Genomic DNA, 19114 nt, shown 5'->3' with positions numbered 1-19114 from the left:
TCGGGCAGGTATGTTAGCGCTACATCGGGATGACAGGCCGGCCGTTCGAGTCGGACGCACGCGATGATCGATCATGCCGGCGTCGCCGGCACAGAGGAGGAGAGGGGCCATGAGAGAGCCTGAGAGCGTACGTCCTGTCGGTCGTGGCGGGTACACCACCATGCGAAGCAGCCTGATCGCCGCATGCAGCGGCGCGGCGCTCACTGCCGCGCTGATCGCGCCGGCACCCGCGATGGCCCAACAGGCCAATCCCGGCAGCGTGCAGAACAGCCAGGCGCAGCCGCCCGCGGGCGTGCAGCCGGCAGTGCCCTCCTCCGCCAACACCACCAGCGCCAGCGAGGCCGGCCGACCGCAGGATGAGGCCACCGCGCCCGACACCAACGGCGCCAACACCGCCGGCGACCAGACCGGCGTGGATGGCGACCCCTCGCGCGACATCATCGTCACCGGCCTGCGCGGCTCGCTCCAGCGCAATCTCGACATCAAGCGCACCGCCACCGGCGTGGTCGACGCGATCTCGGCCGAGGACATCGGCAAGTTCCCCGACACCAACGTCGCCGCGTCGCTGCAGCGCCTGCCCGGCGTGTCGATCCAGCGTTCGGGCACGCGCGGCGAGGCGACCGGCATCACCGTCCGCGGCTTCGGCGGCGACTTCAACACCACGCTGTACGACGGCCGCCGCATCTCCACCGGCACCGGCAACCGCCAGATCGACTTCTCGACCGTGGGCTCCGACTTCATCGGCCAGCTCAGCGTGCTCAAGACGCCCGACGTCACGCTGGCGTCGAGCTCGATCGGCGCGACCGTCGACATCCAGTTCCCCAAGCCGTTCGATCACCCCGGCCTGCGCGTCGCGGCAAGCGCCGCGGGATCGATCCAGGACCGCTCGGGCAAGATCGTCCCGACCGCGGGCGTGCTCGTCAGCAACACCTTCGCGGGCGACACGTTGGGTGTGCTGGCCGACGTGATCTACACGCGGCGCGACACCAAGACCAACCGCGTCTCGGTCTCGGGCTGGGCCGGCGGCTTCTACGCGCCGTGCCAGCTGCAGGGCAGCACCGCGGCGAGCTGCAACCCGACCGGCAACGCCACCGCCGAGGCGGCGCAGCGCCAGACCGTGGTCGGCTGGTTCCCGCAGCAATATGTCATCGACCAGCAGAGCACCAAGGACGAGCGCGTCGACGCGCGCCTCGCGCTGCAATGGCATCCGTCCGAGGACGTGATGGTCACGCTTGACGACAATTTCTCGCGCCAGGAGATCGTCACGCGCTCGTCGGCGCTGGGCGTGTGGTTCAACCAGGGCGCGCTGCGCAACGTCGAGCTCGACGACAACGGCACCGCGATCGACTTCACCCAGGCGGGATCGCCGACCGACTTTACGGCCGCGCTCAACACGCAGATCCTGCGCACCAACCAGATCGGCGGCAACGTCAAGTGGGACGTCAGCGAGAACTTCACGCTGGAGGGTGACCTCTCCTACGCGAAGAGCTGGCTCAACCCCGACGATGACACGATCGGCAGCCAGAACGGCGACATCGGCTACGGCGGCAACCTCGCCAACAACACCGGGCTGCAGATCAACGGCAAGAGCACCAACAGCTTCCCCTCGCTGACGGTCGTCGGGCCGAACGGCAATGCCGCGGCCTTCGCCGATCCGACGCTGATCGGCTCGCACGTCACGGTGAACCAGACCCAGCAGAACACCGACGAGCTCAAGCAGGCGCGCTTCACCGCGACGTGGAAGCAGGACGATCTGACCATCCGCGCCGGCGGTCAGTATGTCGATGACCAGTTCCGCCTGTCGAACAAGAGCACCTTCACCAACAATTACTGGCAGGCCTATTCGGGCTACGGCACCCCCTCCGGCCAGGGCAGCGGGATCGCGCCGCTGCCGGCGTCGCTCTACCAGGGCAGTGTCTCGCTCGGGCGCAACTTCATCCCCGGCTTCAAGGGCTCGCTGCCGCCGTCGCTGATCGTGTTCAGCCCGGTGGCGTATCAGCAGTTCCTCAGCGGGCTCGGCAATCCGCAGACGCAGAACATCCCCGGCTTCAACTATGCGCAGACCAGCACCACCGGCCTGAGCGGCTTCACCGGCAGCTTCGACCAGCTGGTCGATCCCAACAGCCTCCAGACCATCAACGAGAAGACCTGGTCGCTCTACCTCAACGTCGCCTACACCGCCGACATCGCGGGCATGCCGTTCCACTTCGCGGCGGGCGTGCGCAACGAGAACACGCACCTGACCTCGACCGGCCAGGGCCGCCTGCCCGTCTCGATCTCGACCAGCGCCGCCGACCCGACGTTGCTGAGCGTGGCGTTCGGCGAGGTGACGCCAATCAGCGCGAAGAGCAACTATTCGTACCTGCTGCCGACGGTCGACATGCGGCTCGAGGTCACGCCGGAGTTGCAGCTGCGCTTCGACGCGTCGCGCACGCTGACCCGGCCGGGGCTCTCCACGCTTAACCCGGTGCTGGCCGTCGGCATCGGGCAGCGCGTCGGCGCGCTCACCGCGAGCGGCGGCAATCCCACGTTGCAACCCTATCTCGCGGACAATTTCGACGTTGCCGCGGAATGGTATTACAAGCGCAACTCGTACCTGTCGGTCGACTTCTTCTTGAAGAACGTCAGCAACTTCATCGTGCAGGGCGTGACGCGCCAGGCGATCAACGGCGTGGTCGACCCGACCACGGGCAACGCCGCCAACTTTGCGGTGTCGCAGCAGGTCAATGGCCCGGACGCGACCGTGCGCGGCGTCGAGCTGGCGTGGCAGCAGGTGTTCGGCGACACCGGCTTCGGCTTCCAGGCCAACGCCACCTTGGTCGACACCAACAAGCCATACGATTCGAGCGACATCTCGCAGACGGGCTTCGCGGTGACTGGGCTGGCGAACTCGGCCAATTTCGTCGGCTTCTATGACAAGAATGGCTTCCAGTTCCGTGCCGCGCTCAACTGGCGTGATGAGTACCTGCTCCAGTTCGGGCAGAATCAGAACACCAGCCAATTCGGTGCCGAGCCGACCTTCGTGAACTCGAGCCTTCAGCTCGATCTCTCGACCAGCTATGACATCAACAAGAACTTCAGCATCTTCGCCGCGGCGGAGAATGTGAACAACAACCAGCAGAGCACGCACGGCCGCTTCAGCAACCAGCTGCTCGACGTGTTCGACTATGGACGCCGCTTCGTCGTCGGCGGGCACGTCCGCTTCTGAGCCGGTGCGGCGCCGCGTTCGACGGCGCCGCACCGCCTCCCGGCACGGCCGCGGTGGCAGCACCGCGGCCGACGCGCTAAGGCCCCACGCGACAAACGAAGGATCTTGGGGCCGATGACGGAACGGGATGCGACGCGCGCGGTCGAGCTGCGCGTCATTGACGAGCGGCTGCACGACTGGGGGCTGCCGCGCTACCAGACCGAGATGGCGGCGGGCATCGATCTGCACGCCTGTATCGACGCGCCGCTGACGCTCCTGCCGCAGGCGCCGGCGGTGCTGATCCCCTCGGGCATCGCACTGCTGATGAACGATCCTTATATGGCGGCGGTGCTGCTCGCCCGATCCGGCCTGGGTCATAAGAAGGGCCTGATCCTCGGCCAATCGGTCGGATTGATCGACGCCGATTACACCGATCAAATCTACATCAGCGCGTGGCTGCGCACCCCTCCGGGCTCCGCGCCGCTGGTAATCGAGCCGGGTGACCGGGTCGCACAGCTCGTCTTCGTGCCGATCCTCCGGCCGGCGCTGCGCGTGGTCGAGGCCTTCTCGTCCGCAACGGGTCGTGGCCTTGGCGGGTTCGGCTCGACCGGTTACGGTACCGCCGGCACGCGGTCGCCCGCGAGCGAGTGAAGGGAGCCCGGACGGACTTGTCGATGATCGATGGCGACTCGTCCCAGCGCTCCGCTCGCGACGTCCTCCGGCCGAGCGGCGTCAAGAACGTTGCGCTGCCGTGGCGTGCGGTGACCGACCAATGATCGTCGCGCTCGCGCTGCTGCTCCAGGCGTCGCCGCTGGCGCCGCCGACCGACTGGGGTGCGCTCCAGCAGGTGCCGCTGCTGCGCCGCTGGGAGCCGGGCGAGCAGGTCGCCACCTTCGTCCGCGACGAGGTGCGCGCGGGGCGCTGCGCCACGCCTGAGACCAAGCGGATCACGGTCGATCTCGTCGTCTTCCTCGGTGCCGAAGGCCAGGTCCGCCGGATCGTCCCGCGCGCGATCGATTGCCCGACGGTGGAGCAATATGCCTCGGGGCTGACGCTGCGTGCGATGCGCGGCAACGTCGCCGACGTGCCCGCTGCCGGTTGGTATCGCAATTCGATCACCTTCGAATGGCCATGATGCTCAGCGCCGACGAACTCGCGCGCTACGCACGCCATATCGTCCTGCCTGAGGTCGGCGGTGCCGGGCAGCTGCGGCTGCGGCGCGCGCGCGTGGTGGTCATCGGCGCGGGAGGGATCGGCTCGCCGGTGCTCCACTATCTCGGCGCCGCGGGTGTGGGGCAGCTCGACGTCGTCGACGACGACCGTGTCGACGCCAGCAACCTCCAGCGCCAGACGCTCTACACCACCGCTGATCTGGGCCACGCCAAGGCGGAGGCGGCCGCGGCGGCGGTGGCGCGGCTCAATCCGCACGTGACCGTGCGCGCGCTGGTGTCGCGCATCGACGCCGCCAACGCCGCGGCGCTGCTCGACGGCGCCGACGCAGTGATCGACGGCAGCGACAATTTCGAGACGCGGCTCGCCGTCGCCGACGCGGCGCTGGGGCTGCGCGTGCCCCTGATCTCCGCCGCGGTCGGCCGGTTCGAGGGACAGATCGGCGTTTTCCGCGGTTGGGAGCCCGACCGGCCGTGCTATCGCTGCTTCGTCGGCGGCGCGCCGCAGCGCGACGGCCTCACCTGCGCCGAGGAAGGCGTGCTCGGCCCGGTGACGGGCGTGGTCGGCAGTCTCGCCGCGCTCGAGGTGATCCGCCAGCTGGCGCCGTTCGGTGACGACAGCGCGGGCAAGCTGGTGCTGATCGACCTGCTCGCCCTGCGCTTCCGCACCTTGTCACTGCCCAAGGACCCGGGCTGCCCCGCCTGTGGGACCGGCGCCGGCTGAGCAAGCCACCCCGCCGCGGCGGAGGCGGTGCAGCGAACGCCTCCGCTCGCTGCACCGGCCCCCTTGATCGATGTCGCCCTGTTACCCCAGCCGCTGCTGCGCGAAGGCGCGCACCGCCGGGCCGATGTCGTCGCGCGCGAGCGCCAGCGCGAGGTTCGCCATGATGAAGCCGGTCTTGTCGCCGCAGTCGAAGCGCTCGCCGTTGAAGGTGAAGCCATGGAACGGCTGGCGGCCGATCAGCTTGGCCATCGCGTCGGTCAGCTGAATCTCGCCGCCGGCGCCTGTCTCCTTCGCGTCGAGGATCTGCATCACCTCGGGCTGGAGGATGTAGCGCCCCGGGATCATCAGGTTGGACGGGGCCGAGCCAGCGGCGGGCTTCTCGACCAGCGCGGTCACCTCGGTCAGCGCGCCGTCGCGCTGACCCGGCGAGATGATGCCATATTTGTTGGTCTCCTCCGGAGCGACCTCGAGCGCGCCGATGACGTTGCCGCCGACCTGCTGATAGGCGTCGACCATCTGCTTGAGGAAGTTGGGCGAACCCACCATCAGCTCGTCGGGGAGCAGCACCGCGAACGGCTCGTCGCCGACGATCTCGCGCGCGCACCACACCGCATGGCCCAGCCCGAGCGGCTCCTGCTGGCGGACATAGACCGGCGAGCCCGGCTGTTGGCGGATCGTCTCGATTACCGCCAGGCTCTTGCCGCGCGCGCGCATCGTCGTCTCGAGTTCGAACGAGACGTCGAAATGGTCTTCCAGCGCGCCCTTGCCGCGCCCGGTGACGAAGATCAGCTGCTCGATGCCGGCCTCAAGCGCTTCCTCGACGGCATATTGGATCAGCGGCTTGTCGACGACCGTCAGCATCTCCTTCGGCATCGCCTTGGTCGCGGGGAGGAAGCGCGTCCCCAGTCCGGCGACGGGGAAGATGGCCTTACGCACGGGCTTGATGGTCATTCGGTCCTCCTGATGGCGCCGGCTGTGTACCGGCCGCCGCGGTTCGCGGCAAACCGTTAGCGCGCGCGTAACGACGCCGCGAGCCGATTCGTGTTGCGCTGCACCAAATCCGGGCCGTATGGGACGTGCAAGCGCGGTTGCCCCGTGCCGGCGCCGCGCTTATGCCGACGCGTTTCCGCTCCCGTGCCGGCCGTCCGCGACCATGCTGTCCAAATTCCTTCGCTCCCCCCGTCCGGCTCTGGCCGCGAGTTTCTCCGTCGCGCCCGGAGAGCGGCTGTACGCGATCGGCGACGTCCATGGCTGCCGCGACGAGCTGGAGCGACTGCTGTCGTTGATCGACGCCGATGACGCCGCCCGTGGTCCCGCCGCGACGTCGCTGATCTTCCTCGGGGATCTGGTCGACCGTGGGCCCGACTCCGCCGGCGTCGTGGCACGGCTGCTTGAGCTCGCCCGGCAGCGCCCGACCACGCGCTTCCTGAAGGGCAACCACGAGGAAGTGTTCCTGCTTGCGTTGACCGGTGATCGCGAGGCGCTGCGGCTGTTCTGCCGGGTCGGCGGTCGCGAGACGCTGATGAGCTACGGCTTGTCGCGTGAGGAGTACGACGCGCTCGACTATGACAATCTGGCGGAGCGGCTGCCCGACCTCGTACCGGCGCCGCATCGCGACTTCCTCGATGGCTTCGAGGATCTCGTGATCTCCGGCGATTATGCCTTCGTCCACGCCGGCATCCGGCCCGAGGTGCCGATCGAGGAGCAGGTGCCAGCGGACCTTCGCTGGATACGCGGCAGCTTCCTCGATCACCGTCGTCCGCATCCCAAGATGATCGTCCACGGCCACACCATCACCGATGACGTCGACCGCCGCGCTAATCGCATCGGCATCGACACGGGCGCCTATGCCAGCGGGAAGCTGAGCGCCCTGGGGCTAGAGGGCACAGACACTTGGGCACTGCAAACCTGATCCGCAGCGTGGCGGATATACAATAGGATCGCCATAATCGCGCACTCTCCCCCTTGCTTTTCGCCTCCGCCTCGGTAAGTGACAGGCGGAATGCAAAGGGAGTTTGACATGCGTCTTGCCAAGTACATGCTCGCTGCTGCCGCCGCCACGATGGCGGTTGCTCCGGCAGTTGCCGCTCCGGCCAACCCGGCGGCGAGCCTGTCGGTCGCCAAGTCGGCTCGCGCCGGCTCGGCCTCGGCGAAGAAGAGCGACGTCGCTGGCGGCGGCATCATCGTTGCGGTCCTGGCGGCCGCCGCGGTGGTTGCGGGCATCGTCGTCGTCGCTGACGAGGACGACAGCTCGGACAGCAACTGAGCTGATCCAGCTTCCTCGGGAGTAAGAGATAGCGGCCTTCGGGCCGCTATTTTTTTGCCTGCTCGCGGGGTAATGACCCAGCGTCTGGCTGTGCTCGCCGGCGATGAGGTTGCGTCCACGCACGCGCCGGTGGTCAGCCGGCGAGCGCGATCCAGGTCGTATCCCCGTTCAGCTGATCGTTCCCGGCAAGAGGAACATTGAAGGGCCTCTTCTCGAACGTCGATCCGACCCGTCATCTAGCCTGTTTTGTGCGCGGGAGGACGCGAGCGTGGCTGGTCCGTCAACCCGCCACTCGTGCTGGACACAGAGCCGAACGCCACCCGTAAGGATCTTCAACGAGAAAGGGCGGCCTCTCGGCCGCCCTTACCCATCTCACCTCACGACCAACGGCGCGCTCAGCGGCCGCCCGGTGCTCCACCCGGCATACCGCCGGGTGCTCCACCCGGCATACCGGGCATGCCGCCGCCGGGCATACCGCCCATCATCTGCTGCTGCATCTGCAGCTGCCGCAGCGTCGCCTCGGGGATGAAGTCCTGCAGCTCGACATCGAAGACCAAGGTCGAATTGGGCGGGATCGGCCCCGTGGAGCGCTCGCCGTAGCCCAGCTCGGGCTTGATCCAAAGGCGGTATTTGGCGCCCTTGTGCATCAGCTTGAGCCCCTCGGAGAAGCCCGGCACCACGCCCGAGACCGGCAGCGGGGTCGGCTGCTGCGACTTGTCGAACACCGTGCCGTCAAGCAACCGGCCCTCGTAATTCACCAGCGTCACGTCGGCGTTGGTCGGGCTCGGGCCCTTGGCGTCGCCAGCCTTGAGCACCTTGTAGCGCAGCCCCGAGGGAGTGGTGATGATCCCGGTGTCACCCGCGCGCGCCAGGGCGACGCCGGCGACGAGCGCGATCAGCAGGCCGGCGACCAGCCACAGCACATAAGCGCGTTTGACCGGCTGGAGCGGAACGGCGGTGACGGTCGACATCGGTTCAGGACACCCCGGTTGCGCCGCCACCGGCGGCGATCACGTACGGCAGGCACATTCAACGGCATGGTGGGCGACGAGCGCCCGCGCCTTGTCCCCGCGCCCGAGAACGCGGGGGCTGCCGCTTACCGCGCGCCGTCGCGCTCGGCGCGCTTGCGCTCCAGCTTGCGCGCACGACGAACCGCCGCGGCGCGCTCGCGCGCGCGCTTCTCCGACGGCTTCTCATAGTGGCGACGCAGCTTCATCTCGCGATAAACGCCCTCGCGCTGCAGCTTCTTCTTGAGCGCGCGAAGGGCCTGGTCGACGTTGTTGTCGCGAACGATGATCTGCATAAAACCGATAAGCTCCGGATCAAACGGCTAAAGCGGCAGCGGACGAGGTCCGCGCCGAACACGCCGCCTCTAGCAGCATGGGTGCCCCCCCGCAAGCACCGCGGCTCAGCCGATCACCATCGGCGCGGGAATGACGCGACGGTGCTGCAATGCGGGCACGCGCGCGCGGACCTCGCGCTGCGTCTCCGGGTCGATCTCGGCATAGCCGATGCCGGCGGCCTCACCCATGTCGAGCAGCACCTCGCCCCAGGGATCGACCACCAGCGAGTGGCCGTAGGTGGCGCGCCCATCCTCGTGGACCCCGCTCTGCGCCGCCGCGACGACATAGCACGCCGCCTCGATCGCGCGGGCGCGCAGCAGCACGTGCCAGTGCGCCGCGCCGGTCGGCCGTGTGAAGGAGGCGGGCACCGCCAGGATCGCGGCGCCATTGTCCGACAGCGCGCGGTAGAGATCGGGGAAGCGCATGTCGTAGCAGATCGACAGGCCCATCCGCCCCAGCGGCGTCGCCGCCAGCACCGGGCGGTCGCCGGCGGCATAGGCGGCTGATTCGCGCCAGCTCTCACCGCTGGGCAGGTCGACGTCGAACAGGTGCATCTTGTCGTAGCGCGCGCGGATGTTGCCCTGCGAGTCGATGACGAAGCTGCGGTTGGCGTAGCGGGCGTCGTGGCGTCGCAGCGCCAGCGAGCCGAGCTGCACCCACACACCCGCGCGCGTCGCCGCCTCGCGTACCGCGACCAGCACCTGGTCCTCGCCCTCGCGCACGATCGACCGCGCCGCACGCGCACGATCGCGGTCGAGCACACCCGACATCTCGGGCGTGAACACCATTTCCGCGCCGTTCGCGCCCGCCTCCTCGATCGCCGCGGCCAGCGCCGCCGCGTTGCGCGCGGGGTCGATCCCGCTGGTGGTCTGGACAACCGCGATCTTGGTCAAACCTTACTCCTCGCCCGCTCACCAAGAGCAACGCAGTTCGTCGCGCAAGTGTTGCACGCGCGCCACACGAGGCCGGTCAGCGCGCTTTGTTGCAGCGGCGTCATCCGCGCGATACGCATGGTCATCAGTCAGGTCGCCATGCCCGACGCCTCGCTCGCTCTCGCCCCGGACCTCGCCGTGGACCTCGCCACCCGTATCCTCATCGTCGACGACGATCCCGGCATCCGCGAGCTCACCGCCGCCTTCCTCGTTGGCCACGGCTATGTCGTCGACGTCGCGGCCGATGGCGTCGAGATGCGCGCGCGGCTCGAGCAGGAGAGCTATGCGCTGATCGTGCTCGACGTGATGATGCCCGGCGAGGACGGTCTCTCGATCCTGCGCTCGCTCGACCGCTCGACCAGTCCGGCGGTGATCATCATGTCGGTGATCAGCGAGGAGGTCGATCGCATCGTCGGGCTAGAGATGGGCGCGGACGATTATGTCGCCAAGCCCGCCAATCCGCGCGAGCTGCTGGCGCGGATCCGCTCGGTGCTGCGGCGCAACCAGGCCCCCGCCAGCGCGGCGCCGAGCCCTGGGCGCCCCTACCTGCGCTTCGCTGGATGGCGGCTCGACCCGGTCGGACGCCAGCTGTTCGACCCCGACCAAGTCGTCATCAACCTCTCCGACGGTGAGTTCCGCCTGCTGCTCGCCTTCGCCGAGCACCCGCGGCGCGTGCTCACCCGCGACCAGTTGCTCGACCTGTCGCGCGGCCTCAACGCCGAGCATTTCGATCGCGCGATCGATGTCCAGGTCAGCCGGCTGCGGCGCAAGCTGACGCGTGACGACGCGCCCGGCGGCGACGAGCTGATCCGTACCGTGCGCAACGAAGGCTATATGTTCACCAGCGACGTCGAGCGGCGCTGAGGCGCCGACGATGACGCGCCCGATCCGGCGAGCCCATTCGATCGCGCAGCCGATCTTCGCGCTCGTGATCGCCTCGGTGGTCGCCGCCACCGCGATCCTCTTCTTCGTCACGTTCAGCGGCCCGCCGCCGCGCGTGCCGCCGCGCCCGCTCGAGGCGATCACCGCGGCGCTGCGCGGGTTGCCGCCGCCGCCGCTACCGCCCGAGTTCCGGCGCTTCCGCCCGCCCGGGGGCAGGTTCCGTGCGTGGCGGATCGAGCCGCTGGAGACGCTCACCGCCGCTGCCCCGCCCGCGCCGCGCTGGCGCGAGAAGCCCGACGCGCTGACCCAGGCGCGCATCGCCGCGCTGCTCCACGTCGATCCGCGTGTTGTGCTCGCGTTCACCGAGCTGAGCCCGCGCGGCGGCGGGCGTGAGCTGTTCGGCTCCTTCACCGTCGCCTGGCGCCTGCCGCAGGGCTGGCGCGTGGTGCGCAGCCCCGCGCTGCCGCTGTTCACGCGCTGGCACCTCAACACGCTCATCGCAATGCTGGTCGCGATCGTGGCGCTGTCGATCCCGGCGTGGATGCTGTCGCGCGCGATCTCGCGCCCGCTCGCCCGGCTCGCCGCCGCCGCCGATCGCGCCGGCACCGGTGCGCCGCTGCCGCCGCTGCCCGAGGGCGGGCGCGAGGTGCGCGAGCTGGCGCACGCAGTCTCCACCATGCACGCGCGGCTTGCCAGCCATGCCGAGTCGCGCACCGCCATGCTGGCCGCGATCGCGCACGATCTCGGTACACCGCTGTCGCGCTTGGCGTTCTGGGTGGAGCAATTGCCCGAGGGCGCGCGCGACCGCGCGGTCGCCGATATCGACGAGATGCGCGCGATGATCGCCGAGGTGCTCCGCTTCGCGCGCCACGATGTCGGGAGGCGCGAGGAGACGCTGGTCGAGCTGTCGAGCCTGCTCGACAGTCTCGCGGAGGACATGGCGATCGGAGGTGCGGCGGTAGAGGTCGCGGCGGGACCACGCGCAGTGGTGAGCGGCGACCCGAGCGGGCTGCGCCGCCTCTTCGCGAACCTGATCGGCAACGCGCTGCGCTACGGTGACTCCGCCGAACTCGCCTGGCGGATCGAGGACGGGCGTGTCACCATCACCGTCACCGACCACGGCCCCGGCATCGATCCGGCGCAGGCGGAGCGGTTGTTCGAGCCGTTCGTGCGCGGCGACCCGTCGCGCAACCGCTCGACTGGCGGGACCGGGCTGGGACTGGCGATCGTGCGCTCGATCGCGGCGCGCCATGGCGGCACCGCCGTGCTCGCCAACCGGGAAGACGCGGCGGGCGCGGTCGCGACCGTGACGCTACCCCTGGCGCGCTGACACAATCGGCAACGCCGCGGTCGCCAGGCGACATCGCCGCGTACGGTGGGGGCGGCAGATGTGGGGGGCAACCCAGCCCTTATCGTGCTCTCCCTTTCGTCACCCCGGACTTGCTCCGGAGTCTGGCAGTCGACGCTCCTCGCGGCGGCCGACCATGCGGCCCCGGTGGATCCCGAACCAGGTCCGGGATGGCGGCGGGAAGGAAGCGTCGGTCAGGGCTTCGACAGCGACAGGGACCCCGATGTACCACGACCACGACCACGACCACGACCACGCCCTCGGCCTGGCACACGATCTCCACGTCATGGAGCGGATGGTGCAGCGCCGCCGCGCGCTGAAATGGTTCGCCGGCGCGGGCACGCTCGCGCTCGTGGCCGGCTGCGGCAGCGGTTCGGGCGAGGCCGAGACCGACACCGTAACCGCCACCACCACGCCTACACCAACGCCCACGCCGACCCCGACCGCGAGCAGCAGCGGGAGCGCGACCACCGGCTGCGTCCTCAACGCGGGCGAGACGGCTGGCCCCTACCCCGGCGACGGCACCAATTCATCGAGCGGATCGACCTCGAACGTGCTCACCGCCACCGGGATTGTGCGCAGCGACATTCGCGCCAGCTTCCTCAGCAGCACGACCGTCGCCGCGGGGGTGGAGGTGACGCTCACACTGACGTTGGTCGACGTCAATCAATCCTGCGCGCCGCTCGCGGGCTATGCCATCTACCTGTGGCATTGCGATCGCCAGGGCCTCTACTCGCTCTACACCGCCCCTGCCGAGAGCTACCTGCGCGGCGTGCAGGTGACCGACGGCAACGGTCAGGTGACCTTCACCACGATCTTCCCCGGCTGCTACGACGGACGCTGGCCGCACCTCCACTTCGAGGTCTTCTCCAGCCTCGCCAACGCGCTCGGCGGCCGCTACGCGACGCTCACCTCGCAGCTGGCGCTTCCCTCGCCGACCTGCGCGACCGTCTACGCCGACACCGCCACCTATCCGTCGAGCGCGAGCAACTTCGCCCGCGTCGCACTCTCGAGCGACAATGTCTTTGGCGACAACACCTCCGCGCAGAACACGCAGATGACGCCGGCCTTCACCGGCACGCCGACCGCCGGCTATGCCGCCACCGCCGTGATCGGCTTGGCGCGCTGAGGCGGTACAGCTAAGAGGCGCGCCATGACCGGCGCGCCCCTGATCCTCTACAATAGCCTGACCCGCGAGCCGGAGACCTTCCGTCCGCTCGATCCGTCGAACGTGCGCGTCTATTCGTGCGGGCCGACGGTCTATCACTATGCGCATATCGGCAACCTGCGCGCCTATGTCTTCACCGACACGCTCGCGCGCGTGATCCGCTGGAAGGGTTGGCCGCTCACCCACGTCATCAACATCACCGATGTCGGCCATCTCACCTCCGACGCCGACGCCGGTGACGACAAGATGGAGGCCGCCGCGCGCGCCTCCGGCCGCGACATCTGGGCGATCGCGCGCCATTATACCGAGGCGTTCGAGCGCAACCTCGCCGAGCTCAACATCGTGCCGCCGACGCATCTGCCGCGCGCCACCGATCATGTCGCCGAGATGATCGCCTGGGGCGAGGCCATCGCCGAGCGTCACTGCTACCTGCTCGACGACGGCCTCTATTTCGACACCGGCACGGTGCCCGATTACGGTCGGCTCGCCGGCGGGCAGGACGATGCCGCGCACGCGCGGATTGAGGCGGTGGCGGGCAAGCGCCACCCGCAGGATTTCGCGATCTGGCGCCGCACCCCGCCGGGCGAGACCCGCCAGATGGAATGGGACTCGCCCTGGGGCCGCGGTGCGCCGGGCTGGCATCTCGAATGCTCGGTGATGAGCCGCCGCTATCTCGGCGCGGCCTTTGACATCCACACCGGCGGGATCGACCATCGCGAGATCCACCATCCCAACGAGATCGCGCAGAACCAGGCCTATTGCGACTGCGCCGACACCGGCGCGCAGGTCTGGATGCACAACAATTTCGTCGTCAATCGCGGCGGCAAGATGAGCAAATCGTCGGGTGAGTTCATGACGCTCGACCGGCTGGTCGAGCGCGGCTTCCACCCGCTCGCCTATCGGCTGATGTGCCTCCAGGCGCATTATCGCAGCGAGCTCGACTTCTCCTGGGAGAATCTGGCAGCGGCGCAGGTGCGGCTGAAGCGGCTGGTCCACGCGGTCACGGCGCTGCGCGCGCGCGATCCCGGGGTCGCCAAGGGGGCGCCCTCGACCTATCGCGACCAGCTCGACGCGGCGCTGAGCGACGATCTCAACACGCCGCGCGCGCTGCCGGTGCTGGACGCGCTGCTCGCCGACAAGCGGGTCTCCGCGGCGGACCGGCTCGCGCTGCTCGACGAGGTCGACGCGCTGCTCGGCCTGGAGCTGGCGACGCTCACCCGCGAGGCGCTGCGCGTCCGCCCCGCGCATGTGACGATCGCCGAGGCCGATATCGCCGCCGCGCTGGAGCAGCGCCGCGCGGCGCGGGCGGAGAAGGATTTCGGCCGCTCGGACTCGATCCGCGACGAGCTCACCGCGGCGGGGGTGGAGGTGATGGACGGCGACCCGCTGGGATGGGACTGGAAGGTGACGGCGTAGAGGACGCGCGCACCGCTTGTACCCAGGCGAAGGCCGGGGCCCAGGTGGAGGACGTTCGTGGCTCCCAAGACGGCCTTCCCAACCGGGCCCCGGTCTCTGCCGGGGAACAGCAGGAGGTACGAGACCAATTTTGCAACCGACCTAGGAGGAACCGCACATGCAGCTCGGGATCGAGGGACGTCGCGCCATTGTCTGCGCGTCGAGCCAGGGGCTCGGCCGCGCCTGCGCCGAGGCGCTCGCCGCCGCCGGCTGCGCGCTGGTGCTCAACGGCCGCGACGCCGTCGCGCTCGCCGCCACCGCCGACGCGATCCGCGCGGCGCACGGCGTCGGCATCGAGACGGTCGCCGGTGACGTCGCCGACGAGCAGGTTCAGGCCGCGCTGGTCGACGCCGCGGGCGGCGCGCCCGACATCCTCGTCAACAACAACGGCGGGCCACCGCTGCGCGACTTCCGCGCGATCGACCGCGACGCGCTGCGTGCCGGAGTCGAGGCGAACATGATCACGCCGATCCGGCTCACTCAGCGCGTCGTCGACGGCATGGTCGAGCGCGGCTTCGGCCGGATCGTCTGCATCACCTCCGCCTCGGTGAAGGCGCCGCTCGCCGGGCTCGACCTGTCGAGCGGCGCACGCGCGGGGCTGACCGGCTTCCTCGCCGGCGTGGCGCGGCAGGTGGCGCACGCGGACGTCACGATCAACTTCCTGCTCCCCGGCCAGTTCGCGACGCGGCGGCTCGACAGCGTCCACGCCGCCGCGGCGAAGAAGCAGGGCGTGGACGTCGTCGAGGCGGCGCGCCGCGGTGCCGAGCGGATCCCCGCGCACCGCTACGGCGATCCCGCCGAGTTCGGCGCCGCCTGCGCCTTCCTCTGCTCCACCAAGGCGGGCTATATCACGGGGCAGAGCCTCTTGATCGACGGCGGCGCCTATCCTGGTATCCTCTAGGGCCGGTTCGATCCGGGTAAGCGTTGCGAGTCGCGCATGTTTCGTTCAAGGCGCGCGGCGAAACGGAAGGAAGATTACCGATGGCCATGTCATGGGCCCCCGACAGCTGGACCAAGGCCGAGGCGCGCCAGCTTCCTGACTATCCCGACGCCGCCGCACTCGACGCCGCGACCCATCGGCTCGCCACCTTCCCGCCGCTCGTCTTCGCGGGCGAGGCGCGCAACCTTACCGCCGATCTCGCGAAGGTCACCGAGGGCAAGGCCTTCCTGCTCCAGGGCGGCGATTGCGCCGAGAGCTTCGCCGAGTTCCACGCGAACAACATCCGCGACACGTTCCGCGTCATCCTGCAGATGGCGGTGGTGCTCACCTTCGCGTCGAAGCTGCCGGTGGTGAAGGTCGGGCGGATGGCGGGCCAGTTCGCCAAGCCGCGCTCGACCCCGACCGAGGTGATCGACGGCGTCGAGCTGCCGAGCTACCGCGGTGACAACGTCAACGACATCGCCTTCACGCCCGGTTCGCGCCTGCCCGACCCCGAGCGGATGGTTCGCGCCTACGCCCAGTCGGCGGCGACGCTCAACCTGCTGCGCGCCTTCGCGCAGGGCGGCTATGCCAACCTCCACCAGGTGCATCGCTGGACCCACGACTTCATGGGCCGCAGCCCTTGGGCGAAGAAATATGCCGAGACCGCCGATCGCATCGGCGAGGCGCTCGACTTCATGGAGGCCTGCGGGATCAGCCCCGACACGGTGCCGCAGCTGTCGCAGACCACCTTCTATACCAGCCACGAGGCGCTGCTGCTCCCGTTCGAGCAAGCGCTCACGCGACAGGATTCGCTCACCGGCGACTGGTACGACACCTCGGCCCATTTTCTCTGGATCGGTGATCGCACGCGCTTCGAGGGCTCGGCGCACGTCGAGTTCCTGCGCGGCATCGGCAACCCGATCGGCGTGAAGTGCGGACCGTCGCTCGAGCCCGACGCGCTGCTGCGCATGCTCGACACGCTCAATCCCGGCCGCGTGCCGGGCCGAATGACGCTGATCACGCGCTACGGCTATGACAAGATCGAGGCGCATCTGCCGCGGCTGGTGCGCGCGGTCACGCGCGAAGGCCATCCGGTGGTATGGAGCTGCGACCCGATGCACGGCAACACCGTCAAGGCGGCGACCGGCTACAAGACCCGCCCGTTCGACCGCATCCTCGCCGAGGTGCGCGGCTTCTTCGCGGTCCACCGCGCCGAGGGCACGCACGCGGGTGGCATCCACGCCGAGATGACGGGGCAGAACGTCACCGAGTGCACCGGCGGCGCGATCGACGTGACCGAGCAGAGCTTGGCGGATCGTTACCACACGCACTGCGACCCGCGGCTCAACGCCGGGCAGAGCCTCGAGCTGGCGTTCCTGCTGGCCGAGATGCTCAACGCCGAGATGGCGGAGCGGCGCAAGGCGGCGTGATCGGCATCGTACCCGGGGTAGCGCGAGAAAAGCGCGTGACGCTGGGTGCGGCGCGGCGAAAGTCGCTTGACGGCGCGCTCACCGCCTCCTAACAGCGCGCCTCCACACCGCGCACGGCCCCTTCGTCTAGCGGTTAGGACGTCGCCCTCTCACGGCGAAAACACGGGTTCGATTCCCGTAGGGGTCACCAGCTGCACAGCGGTGTGGTTGTTGGGTCGGTAGCTGCCGGGTGTGCGCCTCCAGGCCCCGACCTACTAGCCAGCTGATCGGGTCGCGCCGATTGACGAGCGCGGGCGCGTTAGGCGAATGCCACAATCCCGAAATCCGGCAGAACACCTCAGCCCAGGCAGGCGTTGGCGTCAGGAACGGCCTCGGCCCGATCCGTTGCCCGATTGCCTCGGTCATGCCTCACACGGCGTCTTGCGAACGTAGTGCAGTGCCTCAGCGGACGCGGCCTCACACCTCCCCGAACAGCTCGCGCTGGCTCTTCTCCAGCTCCTCGCCGTAGCGCCGCCGCACGTGCGCCTCGGTGAGCAGGCCGAGCACCCTGCCCGCGACGTCGACGACCGCCAGCTCCTCCCGCTGCGCCGCGTCGAAGCTCGCCATCACCGCGCGGATGTCCATCTCCGGCCGCAGCATCTCGCCCCGTCCCTGCGCCAGCGCGAGCACCGGCGTGTCGTCGCCCACCGCGCCGTCATGCGCCGCGACAGGGTCGACGATCCCGGCATAGCGGCCGGCCTCGTCGAGCACGATCACGCGCTTGGTCGAGCCGAGCGGGTAGCGCCGGCGGAACTCGGCGGCGCCGGTGCTGCCCGCGACCATGTTGGGCTGGCGCCGCATCATGCGCCCGGCGGTCAGCGCCTTGACCCAGCCGACATCGCGCGCGCTGCGGATCGTCTCGCCGCGCAGGTGGAGCCGCCACGTCGAGAAGGAATAGCCGAAGAACTGGCGCACGATCGTCGACGAGACCAGGCTCGCCGCCAGCACCGCGCCGCTCAGGCTGAAATTGCCCGTCGCCTCGAGCACCAGCATCGTCATGGTGAAGGGTGCGCCGATCACCGCCACCGCCAGCGCCGCCATCCCCACCATTGCCGCATTGCCGGGGTTGAGGATCGACTCCCGTGCGATCCAGCCCAACGCGCCGGCGTAGAGATGGCCCACCAGCGTACCGAGGAACAGCGAGGCGAAGAACAATCCGCCGCGAAAGCCGAAACCGAGCGAGACGATCGAGGCGGCCGCCTTGGTCAGCAGGATCGTCGCCACGAAGGCGAGCGGCACCGTTTCGGTGATGTCGAGGTGAAGCGCTTTGTGCCCGGCGGAGAGCACCTGCGGCGACACCGCCGCCAGCCCTGCCAACAGCGCGCCGCCGATGATCGGGCGGCTCCACGCCGGCAGGCGCGCGCGCGTCTGCGCCTCCACCGCGCCGACCGAGCGCATGATCGCGATACCGATCAGCGCGCACAGCACGCCGAGGAGGCCGTAGATGAGGTAACCAAGCGTATGGATGGTCGGCCCGCGCTCGACCGCGACGATATAGGGAACGGTACCCAGCCGCTGCGCGACCTGCGATCCTGCCAACGCAGCGGCGACGACCGGCGCGATCGCGGCCGGCGTATAGGCCCCGATCACCACCTCGAAGGCGTAGAAGGCACCCGCCAGCGGCGCGCCGAAGGCGGCGGCGATCGCCGCCCCCGCGCCCGCCCCTACCAGGGTCCGGACATCGACGCGGCGCAGCGCCAGCCAACGCCCGCTCGCCGAGGCGATCAGCCCGCCGAGCTGCGCATAGGCCGCCTCCAGCCCGACCGAGGCGCCGCAGCCGTTCGACAGGATCGTCTGGCCCGAGACGATCGCGCTGTCGCGCGCGGAGAGCTGCCCGCCGTGCAGCGCATTGGCCTCGACCGCGTCGACCAGCGAGCGGCGCCGCGCGCCCACCAGCCGGTTGAACGCGACCAGCACCGCGCCGCCGAGCGGCAGAATGAGCAGCTGTTGCCAGCCGAGCGCGGGCGCGCCGCTGAGCCGCAGGTCATCAGGCAGGCGGTACAGCAGGTGCTGCAGCGCCCGCGCCAGCGCACCCTGCACCACCGTGAGCAGCCCCGCGCCCATGCCGACGAGCACCGCGACCAGCACGAACAGCATCTCGACCGAGCGCACGCGCGCGCCGAGCCAGCGCGACCAGGCAGGCCAGCGGCGCAGCGCGCGCGGGATCACGCGCGATGGGGGGCGAGGCGCGACATGCCACCGCTGTGCCCGCGCGCGCCGCGTCTGTCACCTGCCCGTTAAAGTGGACT

General features: G+C 69.6%; 17 protein-coding genes and 1 tRNA gene. 13 read left to right on the top strand and 5 right to left on the bottom strand.

All coding sequences use genetic code 11. From position 1 onward, the window contains the following. The first annotated feature begins 160 nt into the window (after positions 1-160). From QBJ89_RS10330 to QBJ89_RS10315, 4 genes are all read left to right on the top strand, one after another. A complete protein-coding gene (locus tag QBJ89_RS10330) occupies positions 161-3208 on the top strand; it encodes a TonB-dependent receptor (protein ID WP_277980423.1) in 3048 nt (1015 codons plus the stop codon). A gap of 114 nt (positions 3209-3322) precedes the next feature. Beyond that, complete coding sequence (gene dut / locus QBJ89_RS10325) at positions 3323-3838, top strand: dUTP diphosphatase (protein ID WP_277980422.1); 516 nt, start codon at positions 3323-3325, stop codon at positions 3836-3838. A gap of 121 nt (positions 3839-3959) precedes the next feature. Beyond that, positions 3960-4322 carry a hypothetical protein gene (locus tag QBJ89_RS10320; RefSeq protein WP_277980421.1) on the top strand — a complete coding sequence of 121 codons (363 nt, stop codon included), beginning with the start codon at positions 3960-3962 and terminating at the stop codon, positions 4320-4322. Next, positions 4319-5080, top strand: a complete 762-nt coding sequence (locus tag QBJ89_RS10315) for a HesA/MoeB/ThiF family protein (protein WP_277980448.1) — start codon at positions 4319-4321, stop codon at positions 5078-5080. Before QBJ89_RS10320 ends, QBJ89_RS10315 begins: the two co-directional genes overlap by 4 nt. A gap of 81 nt (positions 5081-5161) precedes the next feature. Here the strand turns inward: QBJ89_RS10315 and galU are convergent, their stop codons facing one another. Next, positions 5162-6031 (bottom strand): UTP--glucose-1-phosphate uridylyltransferase GalU, encoded by an 870-nt coding sequence (gene galU, locus QBJ89_RS10310; protein ID WP_219747336.1) that lies wholly within the window; start codon positions 6029-6031, stop codon positions 5162-5164. Positions 6032-6233: 202 nt separating this feature from the next. Here galU and QBJ89_RS10305 point away from each other — a divergent pair, with 202 nt between their 5' ends. Both QBJ89_RS10305 and QBJ89_RS10300 read left to right on the top strand, forming a co-directional pair. Further along, positions 6234-6992, top strand: coding sequence for a metallophosphoesterase family protein (locus tag QBJ89_RS10305; protein WP_277980420.1), 759 nt, complete (start codon positions 6234-6236; stop codon positions 6990-6992). Between the two features lie 108 nt (positions 6993-7100). Continuing rightward, a complete protein-coding gene (locus QBJ89_RS10300) occupies positions 7101-7346 on the top strand; it encodes a hypothetical protein (RefSeq protein ID WP_277980419.1) in 246 nt (81 codons plus the stop codon). A 395-nt stretch (positions 7347-7741) separates the two neighbouring features. Here QBJ89_RS10300 and QBJ89_RS10295 read toward each other — a convergent pair whose 3' ends face one another. The 3 genes from QBJ89_RS10295 to QBJ89_RS10285 all read right to left on the bottom strand — a co-directional run bounded on the left by QBJ89_RS10295 (position 7742) and on the right by QBJ89_RS10285 (position 9582). After that, entirely contained in the window at positions 7742-8317 is a 576-nt protein-coding gene (locus QBJ89_RS10295) for an FKBP-type peptidyl-prolyl cis-trans isomerase (RefSeq protein ID WP_277980418.1), read from the bottom strand. Positions 8318-8442: 125 nt separating this feature from the next. Then, complete coding sequence (rpsU, locus tag QBJ89_RS10290) at positions 8443-8649, bottom strand: 30S ribosomal protein S21 (protein ID WP_007404630.1); 207 nt, start codon at positions 8647-8649, stop codon at positions 8443-8445. Positions 8650-8754: 105 nt separating this feature from the next. Beyond that, positions 8755-9582 carry a carbon-nitrogen hydrolase family protein gene (locus QBJ89_RS10285; protein WP_277980417.1) on the bottom strand — a complete coding sequence of 276 codons (828 nt, stop codon included), beginning with the start codon at positions 9580-9582 and terminating at the stop codon, positions 8755-8757. Positions 9583-9720: 138 nt separating this feature from the next. Here QBJ89_RS10285 and QBJ89_RS10280 point away from each other — a divergent pair, with 138 nt between their 5' ends. From QBJ89_RS10280 to QBJ89_RS10250, 7 genes are all read left to right on the top strand, one after another. Further along, positions 9721-10485 (top strand): response regulator, encoded by a 765-nt coding sequence (locus QBJ89_RS10280; protein WP_277980447.1) that lies wholly within the window; start codon positions 9721-9723, stop codon positions 10483-10485. Between the two features lie 10 nt (positions 10486-10495). Next, the gene (locus QBJ89_RS10275) at positions 10496-11833 is read left to right on the top strand and encodes a sensor histidine kinase (RefSeq protein WP_277980416.1); all 1338 of its coding nucleotides are present in this window, start codon (positions 10496-10498) and stop codon (positions 11831-11833) included. Positions 11834-12074: 241 nt separating this feature from the next. Continuing rightward, positions 12075-12980, top strand: coding sequence for an intradiol ring-cleavage dioxygenase (locus QBJ89_RS10270; protein ID WP_277980415.1), 906 nt, complete (start codon positions 12075-12077; stop codon positions 12978-12980). Between the two features lie 24 nt (positions 12981-13004). Continuing rightward, positions 13005-14435: a cysteine--tRNA ligase gene (gene cysS / locus QBJ89_RS10265; RefSeq protein WP_277980414.1), complete on the top strand. Its 1431-nt coding sequence runs from the start codon at positions 13005-13007 to the stop codon at positions 14433-14435. Positions 14436-14592: 157 nt separating this feature from the next. Continuing rightward, the gene (locus tag QBJ89_RS10260; RefSeq protein ID WP_277980413.1) at positions 14593-15375 is read left to right on the top strand and encodes an SDR family oxidoreductase; all 783 of its coding nucleotides are present in this window, start codon (positions 14593-14595) and stop codon (positions 15373-15375) included. An 80-nt stretch (positions 15376-15455) separates the two neighbouring features. Continuing rightward, positions 15456-16826, top strand: coding sequence for a class II 3-deoxy-7-phosphoheptulonate synthase (locus QBJ89_RS10255; RefSeq protein WP_277980412.1), 1371 nt, complete (start codon positions 15456-15458; stop codon positions 16824-16826). A gap of 115 nt (positions 16827-16941) precedes the next feature. Then, positions 16942-17016 (top strand) — tRNA-Glu (locus QBJ89_RS10250). Between the two features lie 266 nt (positions 17017-17282). On the opposite strand, the gene QBJ89_RS10245 is transcribed toward QBJ89_RS10250, so the two are convergent. After that, the gene (locus QBJ89_RS10245) at positions 17283-18962 is read right to left on the bottom strand and encodes a chloride channel protein (RefSeq protein WP_277980446.1); all 1680 of its coding nucleotides are present in this window, start codon (positions 18960-18962) and stop codon (positions 17283-17285) included. Positions 18963-19114: the final 152 nt, after the last annotated feature.

The organism is Sphingomonas phyllosphaerae (assembly GCF_029623345.1).
GTDB classification, from domain to species: domain Bacteria; phylum Pseudomonadota; class Alphaproteobacteria; order Sphingomonadales; family Sphingomonadaceae; genus Sphingomonas; species Sphingomonas phyllosphaerae_C.
The sequence above is the reverse complement of the archived record's forward strand: the minus strand, read 5'-3'. Positions and strand labels throughout refer to the sequence as shown.

Excerpts from the sequence above, each read along its gene's own strand:
- rpsU (WP_007404630.1), bottom strand. The coding sequence starts at position 8,649 with ATGCAGATCATCGTTCGCGACAACAACGTCGACCAGGCCCTTCGCGCG.
- QBJ89_RS10295 (WP_277980418.1), bottom strand. The coding sequence starts at position 8,317 with ATGTCGACCGTCACCGCCGTTCCGCTCCAGCCGGTCAAACGCGCTTAT.
- QBJ89_RS10300 (WP_277980419.1), top strand. The coding sequence starts at position 7,101 with ATGCGTCTTGCCAAGTACATGCTCGCTGCTGCCGCCGCCACGATGGCG.
- QBJ89_RS10320 (WP_277980421.1), top strand. The coding sequence starts at position 3,960 with ATGATCGTCGCGCTCGCGCTGCTGCTCCAGGCGTCGCCGCTGGCGCCG.
- QBJ89_RS10255 (WP_277980412.1), top strand. The coding sequence starts at position 15,456 with ATGGCCATGTCATGGGCCCCCGACAGCTGGACCAAGGCCGAGGCGCGC.
- QBJ89_RS10270 (WP_277980415.1), top strand. The coding sequence starts at position 12,075 with ATGTACCACGACCACGACCACGACCACGACCACGCCCTCGGCCTGGCA.
- QBJ89_RS10280 (WP_277980447.1), top strand. The coding sequence starts at position 9,721 with ATGCCCGACGCCTCGCTCGCTCTCGCCCCGGACCTCGCCGTGGACCTC.
- QBJ89_RS10330 (WP_277980423.1), top strand. The coding sequence starts at position 161 with ATGCGAAGCAGCCTGATCGCCGCATGCAGCGGCGCGGCGCTCACTGCC.
- QBJ89_RS10245 (WP_277980446.1), bottom strand. The coding sequence starts at position 18,962 with ATGCTGTTCGTGCTGGTCGCGGTGCTCGTCGGCATGGGCGCGGGGCTG.
- QBJ89_RS10305 (WP_277980420.1), top strand. The coding sequence starts at position 6,234 with ATGCTGTCCAAATTCCTTCGCTCCCCCCGTCCGGCTCTGGCCGCGAGT.
- QBJ89_RS10275 (WP_277980416.1), top strand. The coding sequence starts at position 10,496 with ATGACGCGCCCGATCCGGCGAGCCCATTCGATCGCGCAGCCGATCTTC.
- dut (WP_277980422.1), top strand. The coding sequence starts at position 3,323 with ATGACGGAACGGGATGCGACGCGCGCGGTCGAGCTGCGCGTCATTGAC.
- QBJ89_RS10315 (WP_277980448.1), top strand. The coding sequence starts at position 4,319 with ATGATGCTCAGCGCCGACGAACTCGCGCGCTACGCACGCCATATCGTC.
- QBJ89_RS10260 (WP_277980413.1), top strand. The coding sequence starts at position 14,593 with ATGCAGCTCGGGATCGAGGGACGTCGCGCCATTGTCTGCGCGTCGAGC.
- cysS (WP_277980414.1), top strand. The coding sequence starts at position 13,005 with ATGACCGGCGCGCCCCTGATCCTCTACAATAGCCTGACCCGCGAGCCG.
- galU (WP_219747336.1), bottom strand. The coding sequence starts at position 6,031 with ATGACCATCAAGCCCGTGCGTAAGGCCATCTTCCCCGTCGCCGGACTG.